We start from the raw sequence: 15,281 nt of genomic DNA, 5'->3' as shown, positions 1-15,281 counted from the left end.
ACCTATAAGTACTTATTGAGGCCGCACGGTTGCTTTGGCTAACGAGATAAATTCGTCAACAAACCCAATTGGGTCAACCTCTTTTCGGTGACCCAAATATAAGGTTTTCTGTAAGCCCTTTTCACCTAAGGGCTTATACGTTAACACCGCAGATTCTTTCGCTTCATCAACCAACCATTTAGGTAGTGCGGTAACACCGCGCCCCGCTGCCACCATTTGCAAAATAATTTCTGTGGTTTCAATGGTTCTGTGTTGTTTCACGCTTGCCCCAGCAGGGGTAAGGAAACCTGAAAAAATATCCAGTCTATTGGTTTCTACCGGATAAGTGATCACCACTTCATTGGCTAATTGCGCAGGTGTGATATAGGCGCATTCAGCCAAAGGGTGCTCATTATGCATCACCAATACTTGTTCGTAATCTAATACGCCGGTGTAACTTATTGTATCTAAATGTAATGGGTCGGGCGTGAGTAATAAATCGATGTCGTAGCCATGTAAGGCTTGTAAGCCACCGAATGAAAAGGCCCGTCTTACGTCAACGTCTACATCGGGGAAGGCCTTTAAAAACGGTGCAACCACTTTTAACAACCATTCGAAGCAAGGGTGACATTCCATTCCAATACGCAATATACCTTGCTTGCCTTCCGCCATACGGCGAAGCTGTGCTTCGGTATGCTCGAATTGAGGAAGCACTCGCTGAGAAAGCCCAACCAGGCTTTTGCCAGCTTGGGTTAACACTAACCTTCGCCCTTCCTTTTGCCACAGTGGCAACGAAAAGCTTGCTTCAAGCTTTTTCATCGAATGACTAAGCGCTGACTGAGTAACGAACAACGACTTGGCAGCTTCCGTCATGGTGCCGTGTTTATGAATAGCGCTAATTATTTTAAGGTGCTGACGTTCAATCATAATTTATGAATTTTGTTCATGTATTAACGCAAATATACCATTTTTTTTATCAATCGTGTCATGAACATGGGGTAGCTCGCGATAATATCTAGACAAGTGATTAATCGTTAATAACTTCCACCGCAGTGGAAAGTCGATTACCTATAATATCTCTTATCACAGAGGTAATTTCTCTAAAGGTCTTGCGCCCCGGGGCGGTATTTCTCCATGCCAAGGAGTGCTGCCTTTCAATAGGCATACCCTCTATTTCACAAACGTGAAGTGCTTCAGGGTGATGCAACTCTGAATGTATATATAGCCCCGGCAAAAATGCAACGCCCATACCCATGACTACCATTTGTCGCAGTGTATCTAGGCTTGTTCCTTCATAGTCTCGTTGCAGGTCTGCGCCAATTTCATCGCAAATATGTTGCACTTGATGATGAAAGTGGTGTCTATCTTCTAGCGTGAGTACTTTTTCTCCAGCAATTTGCTCAGGGCGAACAAAGGCATTTCCGGCAAGCTTATGATCAGAAGGCACAACGAATTTAAGCGGTTCGTTAAACAGAGGCTCAGTTATAAGCTGCGAATATTCACTGGAAAGTGGTGAGATAATTAAGTCGTATTCACCGTGCAGCAATCCATGTTGTAGTGCCTGTGGTGCAGCTTCTCGCACGTAGAATCGAAGCCCTGGCTTGCGCTGATGCAATTCGGGTAAAATATGGGGCAACAAGTAAGGACCAAGCGTAGGGGGGATACCAAGGCGGAAAGTAACCACTTCACCTTCAGCCAGATCCCGTGCTATTTCATTGAAACGGTGATTCGCTTGAAGTACTTCTTCCGCCGCTTCGAGTAGCGCTTTGCCTTGAGGCGATAATAAGGTGCCAGTTCTTGAACGTTCAAATAAGACTAAATCTAAACTGTTTTCAAGGGCATTAATTTGACTCGTTAAAGTAGGCTGACTAATACCTAGGCTTGTGGCTGCTTGACGAAAGCTTAAGTATTTAGCTACTGCAACAAAATAACGAATTTGGTTAATAGATGGAGTTTTACCGTTCAGTAACATGGTTATTACGTCGCCTTAATTTTTTTAATTCTCACGCTTGATAGGTGTAGGCTATCACGAACTAGTGTATTAAACTATTAATCTATCAGGTGACACTGGTGCAGACAGTAAAAAAATAATTATTCAATGGAGATATTTATGGATCACGTAATTTCAGGTGTAGCTAAATTCCAGAAAGAAGTTTATCCAGGAAAAAAAGCAGCTTTCCAAAAACTGGCGAACGGTCAGAACCCAGAAGTGCTTTTCATCACGTGTTCAGACTCTCGTATAGATCCAAACTTGGTAACGCAAACCGAGCCGGGTGAATTGTTTATCTGTCGTAACGCGGGCAACATCGTGCCGCCGCATAGCAACCAAACGGGCGGTATGACTGCCTCAATCGAATTTGCTGTTGCAGCACTAGGCGTTACGCATATCGTTGTTTGTGGACATACAGATTGTGGCGCAATGAAAGGCGCATTAAAGCCAGAAGGGCTTTCTTCATTGCCGCACGTTAAAGAGTGGCTGGGCCATTGTCGCGCTGCAACTGAAGTTGTTAAAGAGCGTAGTGGTTGTTCTGAACTAACCCACGATCACCTAGAAGATGTAACGAAAGAAAACGTGGTACAGCAAATTCAGCATTTACGTACACACCCTGCTGTTGCCGCAAAAATTGCGAACAAACACGTTACGCTTCATGGTTGGGTTTATAATATAGGTAGTGGCGAAGTGTTGTGCTACAACAGCGAGTCTGGTGAGTTTGAGGTAATGGATCAATCTCACGCAGAAGCGCAGCTTAAGCGATAAGCACTTTTGCGCGATAAGAATTTAGGAAACATTCCATGTTTAAGTTAAATGTAAGTAATTTACGTGGTGACATCACCGGTGGTTTAACCGCCGGTATTGTTGCCTTGCCGCTAGCCTTAGCGCTAGGGGTAGCCTCAGGACTTGGTCCGATGGCCGGCCTTTATGGTGCTATTGCGGTGGGTTTCTTCGCCGCGTTGTTTGGTGGCACACCCTCACAAATCTCTGGGCCTACAGGGCCTATGGTTGTTGTATTAGCAGGTTTGTTTGCCAGCCTCTCAGGCGATGCAAGCTTGATCTTTACCGCAGTTATACTCGCCGGTATTTTTCAAATTATCTTCGGCTTCTTAAAAGTTGGGGAATATATCCGCCTAGTTCCATACCCTGTTATTTCAGGCTTTATGTCGGGTATTGGTGCCATTATTATCATTCTACAATTAGGCCGCTTGTTGGGGCATGAGCCTCCAGGTGGCACTATTGGCGCATTAAGCTATCTACCCACAGCACTTGCAGATATTAATTTTGCAACGCTAGGCTTAGGTATTGGTACATTAATTATTGCCTACAAATGGCCTGCGTCATTAGGTAAATATGTACCGGGTGCGCTAGCAGCACTGATCATTGGTACTCTTGTAAGCTTGGCGTTATCTGTACCTATCTTAGGTCAAATTCCTACGGGCTTACCAAGCATCCAAATGCCAGTATTCGAGCAAGGTACAGCATTACTAATTTTAGAAGCTGCGTTTATTCTTGCAGTTCTTGGCGCTATCGACAGTTTGTTGACGTCATTGGTAGCAGACAACATGACCCGTACTCGTCATGACAGCAATAGAGAGCTAATCGGTCAGGGTATTGGTAACACCGTAGCGGGTTTAATTGGTGGTATTGCGGGTGCCGGTGCAACCATGCGAACGGTTGTGAATATTCGTAGCGGTGGTAAAGACCGTATTTCGGGTATGGTTCACGCATTGGTTTTACTTGCGATAGTGTTGGGTCTTAGCCCGCTCGCGGCGCAAATTCCTCATGCTGTACTTGCTGGTATTTTGGTTAAAGTGGGCTTAGATATTATCGATTGGAGCTACTTAAAGCGTGCTCATAAGGGGCCTCGTTGGGACTTCGGTCTGATGATATTGGTACTTGCACTCACTGTGTTTGTTGACCTTATCACTGCTGTGGGTGTGGGCGTGGTATTCGCAGCCCTTGCTTATGTGCGCCAAGTTGCTCACTTGCAATTAGAAGAGCTTCGCAAAATTCCAGAGTCGCTTAACGATCCAGAAGAAAATGCATTACTTGAGTCGCTTAAAGGCAAGGTCTCTATTTTCAGCTTCGGTGGCCCGTTAAGCTTTGGTGCTGCTGCTGATGTAGGTCACCATGTAAGAGATAACGTGAAAGCGGGATCGAAGGTGATGATCTTAGATTTCACCCGTGTGCCTACTGTGGATGTCTCTGCAGCAATGGCGGTAGAAACAGTGACTGTGGATGCTATAGCGGCTGGTAGACAGTTAGTGATCTGCGGTGCTAATGCCGCTGTGAACGAAGTGTTAGAGAGTATCTGTGTTAATCATCCAGGCATCGTTATTTATGACAACCTGCATGATGCATTGCTTTATGCGAAAAAAAAAGTGACGGAAACACCTAACCAAGAAGTTAATTTTAAGGCTGTATCGCAATCTTAACTTACTGTTAAATAAGATTATTTAATGAAAGCCCTTCTCATGAAGGGCTTTTTTTTTCGCTTTTTTCATTTCCTGTCACTTTTTATTAATTGAATGTTCAATTTAACTTAACGTAACTGTCACATCTGCTTTTTAAGGTGGTTGGGTAAAACACACTCAAACGATTAAAAAGGGAACATTACACATGACGCGTTACCATCTCATTGCACTTAGTGTACTTGCCGGATTATCAGGCACATCGAATAGCCACGCCGAAGCGATAGCCGAAGATAAATCTAATGAAATAGAGGAAATTACGGTTGTTGGCCGAAGCGTGTCATACGCTAATAACGCCGCTTCTGACGACATGCAAAAGCAACAAGCTAATTTAAGCAGTGTGCTTGCTGTTGTAGATAACTTACCGGGTGTACTAATTAACGAAGGGGATACCTTTGGGGCCGATGATTGGTCTACTTCTATTGTTATTCGCGGCTTTCAAGTTAACTTGAACGAACAGCAAATCGGTATGACAGTAGATGGTATTGCCAACGGCAACTCTAACTATGGTGGCGGTGCTAAAGCAAACCGCTATATCGATACCGAAAACTTACAAACCATTGAGGTATCGCAAGGCACGTCCGATATTGCTTCTCGCTCTCATGAAGCGCTGGGTGGCACTTTAAACTTCACTACTATCAATCCTAGTGAGGAAGAAGGCTTTGTTGCAAGTGTTACGGCGGGTGAGTTCGATGCGTCTAAATACTATGTGCGTTATGACACCGGCGAGATCTTAAAAGATACGTATGCATGGATAAGTCTTTCTACGCAAGAAAGCAGTGATTTCATGGATCAGGTAGCTGAAAACACCCGTGACCATCTAGCGTTGAAAGTTACCTCTATGGTGGAAAACGTTGCGTTAACTGGTTACGTCTCGTACGACGATACCCACGAAGAAAACTACCAGCGTATCTATAGCCTAGAGCAATATGCGCAAAACCCAGACTGGGATCAGCTTACCAGTGAGTGGACGGGTATTCCTTATCAAGATCAATCTTATCGTCGAGGCTGGTCTACGCTACGGGAAAACCTATTGGCCTATTTAAAAGCTGAGTTCTCTGTTGGCGCGGTCGATATTTCTACTAGTGCCTATTATCATGAGAACGAAGGGCGTGGTGATTGGGTACCGCCTTACCTTGTAGACGTAAAAGATGACGGCACTGAAGGTCATTCAGAGTTGGTTAATGGGAATACGGTTTACGGTGGGAGCGCACTGGGCAATATTTATTTTGTCGACCGCGATGGCATGCAGCTTTCTCCTATTGCTGGCTGCGAAAGCTCAATTACTTTTCCTTATGGTGGCGCGGGTGCAGAGTACGATCCAAGCTGTCATGAACAAGGTGCAATTCCAGTTGGTTCATACCGACACACCCACTACAACAAAGAACGCATCGGTTTTAATGCAGATGGTATCTGGTACGCCAAGTTAGGCGAATTCGATAACACGCTTCGCTTTGGTTTGTGGTGGGAAGATTATGAGCGTGATGAGTACCGAGACTGGCACAAAATTACCGACTCAGCGATTGGGTACGATTTTAATAACTCGCCTTACTGGGTACAGTATGACCGCAGTTTCCCCGTTGATACCCTAATGTATTATGTAGAAGACGAAATTGATTTTGGGGTAGCGAAAGTACGTCTAGGCGCTAAGCGTTTCAACGTTGATATTGCGAAGAACGATAATTTCGACAGCGCTAACAACTTAGAGGTTAATTCAGATTCTGACACGCTATTTTCTGCCGGTTTTGTAGCGCCTATCGCAGTAGATGGGTTGGAGCTCTTCGCTGGTTACGGTGAAAACTTCGCTTCAATTAAAGATGCACAACTTGAGCGCGACGACACGGATTTACGCTTCATTGAACCAGAGACCGCAGAGAACATTGATGTGGGTCTTCGTTATTCAAGTGCTAAATTCAATGCCAATATTACTTATTACACCATCGAGTTCAATAACCGCATTCAATTCACCAGCAATGAAACTGCTAGCGGTATCGACTTCTTAGAAGCCGCGGCAGGTGGATATAGAAATGTGGGTGGTATTGAGTCTAGCGGTTTTGAAATGTCTGCAGACTTTGCGATTACCGATAACCTTACTGTATTTACGTCACTAACGTTAAGCGAGTCGGAATACATTGAAACCATTGGTGGCACGGGTACGCAGTATGACTCACTGGCTAGCGCACAAGCCGCTATTGCCGATACTACTAACGCTGAGTCTTCACTGGTAGCTGTAAAAGGAAATACGGTTATTGGTACGCCAGATACCATGGCAGTTATTAGCCTAGATTGGAGTAAAAACAATTATTTCGCAGGTATATCGACAAAGTATGTCGACTCTCGTTTCATCGATATTTACAATACCGCTGAAGTAGATGACTATTTAGTTAGCGACCTTTATATTGGTGGTTACATTAGCAATATAGGTCAAGGCATGGAAGAACTTGAAGTTCGCTTAACCGTAAACAACGTGCTAGATGAAGATTATGCGTCTACCATTGCCCCTAATGCATTTTGGATAGGTGCGCCACGCGCGGTTGCCATTAATGCGCGTTTAACGTTTTAATTCACTGTAAGACGGGTTGCTGTAACGTACATTTCGAGTGCGTTGCAGCGGCTCATACGGTATGGAGCAGTTACATGCCAAAAGTAGGAATGGAGCCCATTCGAAAGAAGCAGCTAATTGATGCCACCTTGGTGGTCATAGCTGAGTACGGGTTTCACAGCGCCACAATTAGTTTAATTAGTAAACAAGCGGGTCTTTCAAGCGGTATTATTAGTCATTATTTCGGCGGTAAGCAGGGGTTAATTGAAGCCGCTATGCGATACCTGCTCGAAAAGCTCAAACTCCAAGGGAGTTTTAGTAGTCATTTAGAGCGTATTGACACCATTATAGAAAGCAACTTCTCGGTTGAACAGCAAGAGTCGTCGGCAACGAATACATGGCTAAACTTTTGGGCTTTGTCGTTACATAGTGAGGGCTTACATAGACTTCAGCGAATTAACCACAAACGACTAGAAAGCAACCTAACTTATAGTTTTACAAACCTTATCCCTAGAGAGCATGCGAAAGAGGCAGCGTTGTCTACCGCAGCCATGATTGATGGTTTTTGGTTACGTAATGCCCTTGAAGGTGAAAGGCAAAATACTAAGGAAAATGTGACTAAGGCAAGCAACGCAGTTAAGCGTTATGTACGATTGGTGCTATCACAATATCAATAAAACGGTGTCTTATTACCAGTAAAATCGGCATGTAAGTCGCCGGGAAGTTGACGTTAAAAGCCTTCAATCATGAAAGCGGCATTTAAAAATACAGTCATCAAAGAAGCCCACACGGACAAAGCGTCCGCATGGGTATCCACTTACATTACCAAATACGAACACGCTCTTCTGGCGGAAGATACAAGTCATCGCCAGGTTGCACGTTAAACGCTTCATACCAGGCGTCGTGGTTGCGTGGGGCTTGTGCACGGTAACGACCCGGAGCATGCGTTCCACCACGTAGCTGGTTTAACATGCTTTCCTCGGTACGCTTTTCACGCCAGACTTGCGCCCATGCAAGGAAGAAACGTTGATCGCCAGTTAGGCCATCAATAACCGGCGCTTCCTCACCATTTAAGCTTAGTTTGTAAGCATGATAAGCCATCGACAAACCACCTACATCACCAATATTCTCGCCTAAGCTATTACGGCCATTAACGAAGTTACCTTCAATCGGCTCATATTGGTTGTATTGCTCGGCTAACATATCTGCTTTTTTCTCAAATGCAGCGCGGTCTGAGTCAGTCCACCAGTTGCGCTGAATACCATTAGCATCAGACTTAGAGCCCTGATCGTCAAAGCCATGTCCCATTTCATGACCAATAACTGCGCCGATTGCGCCATAGTTTACCGCGGCATCTGCGTTAGGATCGAAAAACGGCGGCTGAAGAATAGCGGCAGGGAAAACAATTTCATTAAACGAACTGTTGTAATACGCGTTAACCCGTTGCGGGGTCATGCCCCAGCGCTCACGGTCGGTTTTATCTAGTTCTTTTTCGATATCTTCAGCTTTAAAGAATTCTCTTAGGTGACGTACGTTCCCCACCAAATCATCACTGTTAATGGTTAGTCCATCGAAAGATTGCCATTTGTCTGGGTAGCCAATTTTAGGGCGAAACGCCATAAGCTTTTCTTTCGCATTTACTTTGGTTTCCTCTCCCATCCAGTCTAGGTTATCGATACGCTCACCTAGCGCGGTACGTAAATTCTCAACCAGCTCGGCCATTTGCGCTTTCGAGCTTTCTGGGAAGTACTCAGTAACGTATATCTTACCTATAGCAAACCCTAGAGATTCCGTGCTCGACATCTGGCTTACTGCACGTTTCCAGCGAGGGCGAGGCTCTTGCTGACCACTTAACGTAGTACCATAGAAATCAAAGTTGGCTAAATAAATATCTTCCGATAGTAAGCCAGCGTTGTTTTTAATGGTGTGGTACGTCAGGTAAGCCTTCCAGTCATCAAGGCTGGTCTCATTGATAATATCAATGACATCTTTGATAGGCTCAGGTTGGGTGATATTAAGTTCAGGGGCTTGAAAGCCGGTTTGTGCTAGAAAAGTGTCCCAATCAAATTGAGGATAAGCATCGGTAAGTTTGCTGCGTTCAATTTGATTCAATGTAAGGTCGCGGTCGCGGCGTTTTTCACGCGGCCACTGGATGTTTGCTATTTCGGTTTCAAGTTGAAGAATAGTGGCTGCTTCCTCTGCGGCATTTTCAACGCCTGCAAAGTTTAACATCTGTTCAATGTGCGCAAGGTAAGCTTCACGAATTTTTACGAACCTTTCGTGATCGCTAATGTAGTAATCGCGATCGGGTAAGCTAAGGCCACCAACACCAACGCTAAGCTGGTACTCATTAGGATCTAAACGGTTGTACCACATGCCAGTATCAATAGGAGAGCTAGCACCGGTGAGCCAACTTTTACCAAATACTTCGGTCAAATCTTTGGTTGAAGCAATAGCATCAATAGACGACAACACATCAGAAATAGGTGTAAGGCCTTTTTCATTAAGGGTTTCTACATCCATATAGGAGACGAAGAAATCATGAACAAGCTGCTCATCAGCGTTCAAGTTTTCTTTTTCCATTAACCCGTCAATAATATTTTTAACCTGCTCTTCACTGCGCTCGGCTAGGGCAGTAAAAGCACCAAATCGGGTTTTATCTGCAGGAAGCTCGTAATTGTCGTACCAGGTACCGCCAGCGTACATGAAGAAGTCATCGCCAGGTTTAACCGCCTCGTTTCGGGCAGATAAATCTACGCCAAATGAACCGAGTTCAGCCTGACCCATTTCTTCTTCCATCGCCGTCTTGTCAGCTGCTTGTTGTTTATTTTGTTCTGGCTGACCACAGCCTGCTAAGCCCAGCGATGCTGCTATGGCTAGCGCGAGTAGTTTTTGTTTCATATCGTTTTCTCATTATGATTATTCACCGCTAATAAAGGATTAGGGGTGTTTGTCGTTTTAAGGGTAGGTGTTATATCGTTATTAAAAGGTAAAACATCTTGGGCCTGATTGAAATACGCCACAATATGTTCTGATTCTTGTTGTAAAAATGACGCTACAGCATCATGAAAGGGGGCCGAAAATAGTTCATGTTGCGATTGGCAGTAAATAGGTTCAAAACCACGAAGAATTTTATGTTCGCCTTGGGTGCCAGGGTTAAAAAGTGGAAGCTTTTTTTCAATCGCAAAAGCAATACCCTCAAAATAACAGCACGCAAAATGTAAGCCGCTGACTTCCTCTAACGCGCCCCAATATCTGCCATATAAGCCTGTATCATCAAAAAAGAACAAAGCGCTGGCGATAGGAGAGTCATGTTTGTAAGCCGTGACAATAAGCATGTTCTTGGCCATGGTGTTACGCAACTGCCGAAAAAACGTCTCGTTTAAGTAGCCTGTATGCCCGCTGCGCTTTAAATACGTTGCTTGATAACACTGCAAGAAAAAGTCGATGACCTCATCGGTTATTTCACTGCCGGTTAAATGATGGTAGCGAATGCCTTGTTCAACAAGCTTTCGCTGTGTTTTTTTCATGTCTCGGCGCTTGCGTGATGTTAGCGCATTCAAAAAACTGTCGAAATTGGTATATTGGTAATTGTGCCATTGAAATTGAACGGCGTAGCGGGTGAGCAAGCCTGAATGATTAGCGAGTAACGCTTGAGTGAGGCTATTAGTAAATAGCCAATGACAGGAAGAGACGGCTTCTTCGCCCATGGACTGCACGGCTTGAGAAATAAGGGCTAAAAGCGCGTCACTAAAGGGCGCCTTTTCATGCGTTAGTATTCGCGAACCAGAGACTGGCGTAAAAGGAATAGCAGCAACCCATTTAGGGTAATAAGGAATACCGTGCTGGTGGTAGGCATTTGCCCATGAATGATCAAACACGTACTCGCCGTAACTGTGTGTCTTTAAATAGCCGGGTATAATGGCTATTACCGTGCTTTCAACAGACGAAGGGCACGCATCCTTGTTAATAGCCGCCTGGTCAGTCGTTTGCGCTTGTTCAATGACAAGATGTTGCGGGAACCAGCCTGACGCTTCATCGCAGCACGCACTTTGTTCTAGCGCATTTAAAAAGTCGTAACGTAAAAATGGGCCTTCGCCTTCTGCAAGCGCATCCCATGTAGCTTGGGGAACATCCGACACCGCACTAACAACTTTTACCTTATATTCCATGCTTACGTTTACTTTATTCACTTTCGTTCAACGACGCTAAAGATTACCATTAATAGTAATATAACGAGATTGAAAAGTATTTTAAGAAGGTTTCGATTAATAAAATGTCAGAATTTGACAGAAAATTCATTACCGACGCGATTACCCGCATGCTTGCACGACGAGAGCATAGCTTTTCAGAGATTTGCCGCAAGCTTTCACAAAAAGGCATCGAGAGTGAGGCGTTTATGCCTGTACTGGAAGCCTTTCGGGAGGCGGATATTCAAAGTGACGAGCGGTTCGCTGAAAGTCGCGCCCGTGCTTTGTACATGAAAGGCTCTGGCCCTCGAAAAATTAAACTCGATTTGCAGCAATACGGGGTGGATGAACTTGCCGCTGAACAGGCCCTTGATGAAATAGAACCTGACTGGTTTGAAAAAGCGAAATGGGTTAAAGACAAAAAATTTGGCCCCTTCAAAGAAACCGATTTTAAGCTATTGATGAAGCAAAAGCAGTTTCTTCAATATCGAGGTTTTTACAGCGAACACATTGAATATGCCGTCAAAGGTGAATAAAAATCGCATAAAATTCATTTATGCCCTTTATAACGGGTATAAAAGGGCTTATTTATACTAGTAGAGCAGGCTATGGGCTTAACAAAAAAGCGCTAACCATGGTATTGTTGCGCACATCCGTGCGAGGGCATGAAATGCATAAACAGCTAGGCGCTTATTAGAAAGGTTAATCTAAGGATTAATCGGCTAGTGGCATCAATCCCGCACATTCTCATTCAATGTATTAAGGAAGTTAGGTTTTCAATGACATTATCAACTGCTGACTTACGCCAAAAGTTTAAAGATTATTTCCAGAGTCATGGTCACCAGCCTGTGGCTAGCTCGTCTCTCGTTCCAGCAGATGATCCAACGCTTCTTTTTACTAACGCGGGAATGAACCAGTTTAAAGATACGTTTTTAGGAGCGGAAAAACGCAGCTACACGCGTGCGGTTTCTTCTCAGCGCTGTGTTCGTGCTGGTGGTAAGCATAATGATTTAGAAAACGTTGGTTATACCGCCCGTCACCATACTTTCTTTGAAATGCTAGGTAACTTCAGTTTTGGTGATTATTTCAAAAAAGAAGCCATTGAGTTTGCATGGAATTTCTTAACAAAAGAAATCGGCCTTCCAAAAGAAAAGCTTCTGGTTACCGTTTATTCAGAAGACGAAGAAGCCTTTGATATTTGGGAAAACCACATTGGTGTTCCTAAAGAAAAGATAATCCGCATCAGTACATCAGATAACTTCTGGTCTATGGGTGACACAGGGCCATGCGGTCCGTGTTCAGAAATATTTTACGACCATGGCGCGCATATTTGGGGCGGGCCTCCAGGAACTCCAGAAGAAGATGGCGATCGTTTTATCGAAATCTGGAACCTGGTATTCATGCAATACAACAAGCAAGCTGATGGCACGATGGAGCCATTGCCTAAGCCGTCTATCGATACCGGTATGGGGCTTGAGCGTATTTCAGCTATTTTGCAAAATGTGCACAGCAACTACGAAATTGACCTATTCCAAAACCTGATTCAAGCGGCGGCCACAATTGTAGGCAGCGAAGATTTAGAGAATAAATCTTTACGGGTTATTGCCGATCACATTCGTTCTTGTAGCTTCCTGATTTGTGATGGCGTAATGCCTTCTAATGAAGGCCGAGGCTATGTACTTCGCCGTATCATTCGCCGTGCTGTACGTCATGGTTACCAGCTAGGTGCCAGCGATATTTTCTTCTACAAATTGGCTTCAGCACTAAGCAAAGAAATGGGTGAAGCTTACCCAGAGCTTGTAGACCAATTACCGGTAGTTGAAAAGGTATTACGAGTAGAGGAAGAGCAGTTCAGCAAAACCTTAGCCCGTGGAATGGCAATGCTAAACGATACGCTAGAAACCCTCGAAGGTGACACTATTCCAGGTGATGTGGTGTTTAAGCTTTATGACACTTACGGTTTCCCCACAGACTTAACTAACGATGTTGCCCGCGAACACGACCTTAAAATTGACGTGGAAGGGTTTGAAAGTGCTATGCAGGCACAGCGCGCCCGTGCGCAACAAGCCAGTAACTTTGGTGCCGATTATAACAATACGCTGACTATAGACCATGCGACATCCTTCACCGGTTACAGTGATGTTGCAGGCGAAGCAAATATTGTAGAGCTTATTGCCGATAATGCGTTTTGTGAGCGTTTAGAAGACGGTCAAGAAGGGGTTGTGGTTTTAGATCAAACGCCTTTTTACGCAGAAAGTGGTGGTCAGTCTGGTGATAAAGGGGTACTTCGTGTCGCGAATGGCGAGTTTATCGTTAGCGATACTCAAAAAATGGGTAATGCTTTTGCGCATAAAGGTAAGGTAAAGGGCACCATTACAAAAGGTGAGCGAGTTACTTCTGCGATTGATAACTCAAACCGTGATGCTGTGAAGAAGAATCACAGTGCTACACACTTACTTCACGCAGCACTTCGCGAGACGTTAGGTGAGCACGTTACCCAGAAAGGTTCATTAGTAGAAGCGCAGCGTATGCGTTTCGACTTCTCTCACTTTGAAGCAGTAACACCCGCTCAGCTTATTCAGGTTGAGCGCAGAGTTAACGAAGAAATTCGTGCAAACCATGCGTTGAAAACCCAACTGATGGATTTAGATGAAGCCAAAGCATCAGGGGCAATGGCGTTGTTCGGTGAAAAGTACGACGAGAAAGTACGTGTAGTCACTATGGGACCTTTCTCTGTAGAACTATGTGGTGGAACGCATGTTAATCGTACTGGCGATATTGGTTTATTCAAAATTACCAGCGAAGCGGGCATAGCATCAGGTGTGCGTCGTATAGAAGCCATTACTGGTGAGCAGGCGCTGCATTATGTTCAAGACCAGCAAGCTACGCTAGCAGAGCTGTCTAGTTTGTTAAAAACCGATACGCAAAACTTGGTTGAACGGGTAGTCGCAGTACAAACTCATACTAAAGAACTAGAGAAATCTCTCACTTCTGCCACACAAAAACTGGCGAGTCAGCAAGGTGCTGATATGCTTAGTAACGCTATTGAAATAAATGGCGTAAAAGTACTTATTGCTAAGTTAGAAGGTGTTGAAGCGAAATCACTGCGTTCAATGATGGATGATATTAAAAACCGAATTGGCGAAGGCATCGTAGTATTAGGTGTGGCAAGTGAAGATAAGGTCAATCTTATCACTGGGGTGACGAAAAACCTTACCGGTAAAGTGAAAGCAGGCGAGTTGGTTAACTTTATTGCCGCGCAGGTTGGCGGAAAAGGGGGAGGTCGCCCTGATATGGCTCAAGCGGGTGGCGATAAGCCAGAGCATCTAAGCACAGCGTTAGAATCAGTTAACGCTTGGTTAGAAGATAAGCTATAATCAAATCTGAAACTTGCAGTGAGTTTTTGAAGTGACACAGAAACATGGAATCACTGTTGCTACCGTCGGGTCGTGCCGATGAGTGGCGGAGTAATTAAGGAAATGTTCAGTATTAAGGAACAGGAGCAAGCGAATGCTTATTTTGACTCGTCGAGTTGGTGAAACACTTATGGTTGGTGATGATGTAACTGTCACTGTTCTGGGTGTTAAAGGGAATCAGGTCCGAATTGGTGTGAATGCACCAAAAGAAGTTTCTGTGCACCGTGAAGAGATTTACATGAGAATTCAAGCTGAGAAAGGTGGACAACCTGGAACGGCTGAGTAATCACTCTCTGCACAAAAATTGGTCAGCTTATGCTGGCCTTTTTTGTTTATAGGGATTTTTTTTAAATTAATTTAAAAAAATTTAGGTATTTTTCGATATTTAATATAAAAGTTCATTTTGCGCCAAGGCGTGCATTCCTAAATTAATCCGCTAAAATTTGATTATAACCTAACCAAAATACAGGTTTTTTGTACGAATCGTACAAAATGACAGCGAGTAAACATTTTTATCTAAAAAAGGTTTGACTCCGGCCGGTGAATCCGTAAAATGCGGCACCACTTAAGGAGAGGTGGGTGAGTGGCTGAAACCAGTTCCCTGCTAAGGAACCATACCTAATACTGGTATCGAGGGTTCGAATCCCTCCCTCTCCGCCATTGTTCGTTGATGGTGTGACGGTCAAC

11 protein-coding genes and 1 tRNA gene are annotated in these 15,281 nt (G+C 44.3%); 8 read left to right on the top strand and 4 right to left on the bottom strand.

Annotated features, from left to right (window positions below):
- Positions 1 to 12: 12 nt before the first annotated feature.
- Together AAC006_RS02370 and AAC006_RS02365 are read right to left on the bottom strand one after the other, a co-directional pair.
- Entirely contained in the window at positions 13 to 906 is an 894-nt protein-coding gene (locus tag AAC006_RS02370; protein ID WP_013785075.1) for a LysR family transcriptional regulator, read from the bottom strand.
- Between the two features lie 100 nt (positions 907 to 1,006).
- The gene (locus tag AAC006_RS02365; protein ID WP_013785074.1) at positions 1,007 to 1,951 is read right to left on the bottom strand and encodes a hydrogen peroxide-inducible genes activator; all 945 of its coding nucleotides are present in this window, start codon (positions 1,949 to 1,951) and stop codon (positions 1,007 to 1,009) included.
- 138 nt (positions 1,952 to 2,089) lie between these two features.
- On the opposite strand from AAC006_RS02365, the gene AAC006_RS02360 reads away from it, so the two are divergent.
- The 4 genes from AAC006_RS02360 (at position 2,090) to betI (ending at position 7,665) form a co-directional block, all read left to right on the top strand.
- Positions 2,090 to 2,737, top strand: coding sequence for a carbonic anhydrase (locus AAC006_RS02360; protein WP_126871963.1), 648 nt, complete (start codon positions 2,090 to 2,092; stop codon positions 2,735 to 2,737).
- A gap of 35 nt (positions 2,738 to 2,772) precedes the next feature.
- Positions 2,773 to 4,410, top strand: coding sequence for a SulP family inorganic anion transporter (locus AAC006_RS02355; protein WP_013785072.1), 1,638 nt, complete (start codon positions 2,773 to 2,775; stop codon positions 4,408 to 4,410).
- Positions 4,411 to 4,594: 184 nt separating this feature from the next.
- Complete coding sequence (locus AAC006_RS02350; RefSeq protein WP_013785071.1) at positions 4,595 to 7,009, top strand: TonB-dependent receptor; 2,415 nt, start codon at positions 4,595 to 4,597, stop codon at positions 7,007 to 7,009.
- A gap of 74 nt (positions 7,010 to 7,083) precedes the next feature.
- Complete coding sequence (betI, locus tag AAC006_RS02345; RefSeq protein WP_013785070.1) at positions 7,084 to 7,665, top strand: transcriptional regulator BetI; 582 nt, start codon at positions 7,084 to 7,086, stop codon at positions 7,663 to 7,665.
- 145 nt (positions 7,666 to 7,810) lie between these two features.
- On the opposite strand, the gene AAC006_RS02340 is transcribed toward betI, so the two are convergent.
- Both AAC006_RS02340 and AAC006_RS02335 read right to left on the bottom strand, forming a co-directional pair.
- Positions 7,811 to 9,889: a M13 family metallopeptidase gene (locus AAC006_RS02340; protein WP_013785069.1), complete on the bottom strand. Its 2,079-nt coding sequence runs from the start codon at positions 9,887 to 9,889 to the stop codon at positions 7,811 to 7,813.
- Positions 9,886 to 11,160, bottom strand: coding sequence for a GNAT family N-acetyltransferase (locus AAC006_RS02335; RefSeq protein WP_126871962.1), 1,275 nt, complete (start codon positions 11,158 to 11,160; stop codon positions 9,886 to 9,888). Before AAC006_RS02335 ends, AAC006_RS02340 begins: the two co-directional genes overlap by 4 nt.
- A gap of 104 nt (positions 11,161 to 11,264) precedes the next feature.
- On the opposite strand from AAC006_RS02335, the gene AAC006_RS02330 reads away from it, so the two are divergent.
- From AAC006_RS02330 to AAC006_RS02315, 4 genes are all read left to right on the top strand, one after another.
- Positions 11,265 to 11,714, top strand: a complete 450-nt coding sequence (locus AAC006_RS02330; RefSeq protein ID WP_126871961.1) for a regulatory protein RecX — start codon at positions 11,265 to 11,267, stop codon at positions 11,712 to 11,714.
- A 243-nt stretch (positions 11,715 to 11,957) separates the two neighbouring features.
- Positions 11,958 to 14,555: an alanine--tRNA ligase gene (gene alaS / locus AAC006_RS02325; RefSeq protein WP_126871960.1), complete on the top strand. Its 2,598-nt coding sequence runs from the start codon at positions 11,958 to 11,960 to the stop codon at positions 14,553 to 14,555.
- A gap of 133 nt (positions 14,556 to 14,688) precedes the next feature.
- The gene (gene csrA, locus AAC006_RS02320; protein WP_013785064.1) at positions 14,689 to 14,880 is read left to right on the top strand and encodes a carbon storage regulator CsrA; all 192 of its coding nucleotides are present in this window, start codon (positions 14,689 to 14,691) and stop codon (positions 14,878 to 14,880) included.
- Between the two features lie 283 nt (positions 14,881 to 15,163).
- Positions 15,164 to 15,254 (top strand) — tRNA-Ser (locus AAC006_RS02315).
- Positions 15,255 to 15,281 lie beyond the last annotated feature (27 nt).

This window comes from uncultured Alteromonas sp. (assembly GCF_963976965.1).
GTDB lineage: Bacteria > Pseudomonadota > Gammaproteobacteria > Enterobacterales > Alteromonadaceae > Alteromonas > Alteromonas naphthalenivorans.
Note: the sequence above shows the minus strand (reverse complement) of the source record. Positions and strands in the feature narration are given on the sequence as shown.

Excerpts from the sequence above, each read along its gene's own strand:
- AAC006_RS02355 (WP_013785072.1), top strand. The coding sequence starts at position 2,773 with ATGTTTAAGTTAAATGTAAGTAATTTACGTGGTGACATCACCGGTGGT.
- alaS (WP_126871960.1), top strand. The coding sequence starts at position 11,958 with ATGACATTATCAACTGCTGACTTACGCCAAAAGTTTAAAGATTATTTC.
- AAC006_RS02330 (WP_126871961.1), top strand. The coding sequence starts at position 11,265 with ATGTCAGAATTTGACAGAAAATTCATTACCGACGCGATTACCCGCATG.
- AAC006_RS02335 (WP_126871962.1), bottom strand. The coding sequence starts at position 11,160 with ATGGAATATAAGGTAAAAGTTGTTAGTGCGGTGTCGGATGTTCCCCAA.
- betI (WP_013785070.1), top strand. The coding sequence starts at position 7,084 with ATGCCAAAAGTAGGAATGGAGCCCATTCGAAAGAAGCAGCTAATTGAT.
- AAC006_RS02365 (WP_013785074.1), bottom strand. The coding sequence starts at position 1,951 with ATGTTACTGAACGGTAAAACTCCATCTATTAACCAAATTCGTTATTTT.
- AAC006_RS02360 (WP_126871963.1), top strand. The coding sequence starts at position 2,090 with ATGGATCACGTAATTTCAGGTGTAGCTAAATTCCAGAAAGAAGTTTAT.
- AAC006_RS02350 (WP_013785071.1), top strand. The coding sequence starts at position 4,595 with ATGACGCGTTACCATCTCATTGCACTTAGTGTACTTGCCGGATTATCA.
- csrA (WP_013785064.1), top strand. The coding sequence starts at position 14,689 with ATGCTTATTTTGACTCGTCGAGTTGGTGAAACACTTATGGTTGGTGAT.
- AAC006_RS02370 (WP_013785075.1), bottom strand. The coding sequence starts at position 906 with ATGATTGAACGTCAGCACCTTAAAATAATTAGCGCTATTCATAAACAC.
- AAC006_RS02340 (WP_013785069.1), bottom strand. The coding sequence starts at position 9,889 with ATGAAACAAAAACTACTCGCGCTAGCCATAGCAGCATCGCTGGGCTTA.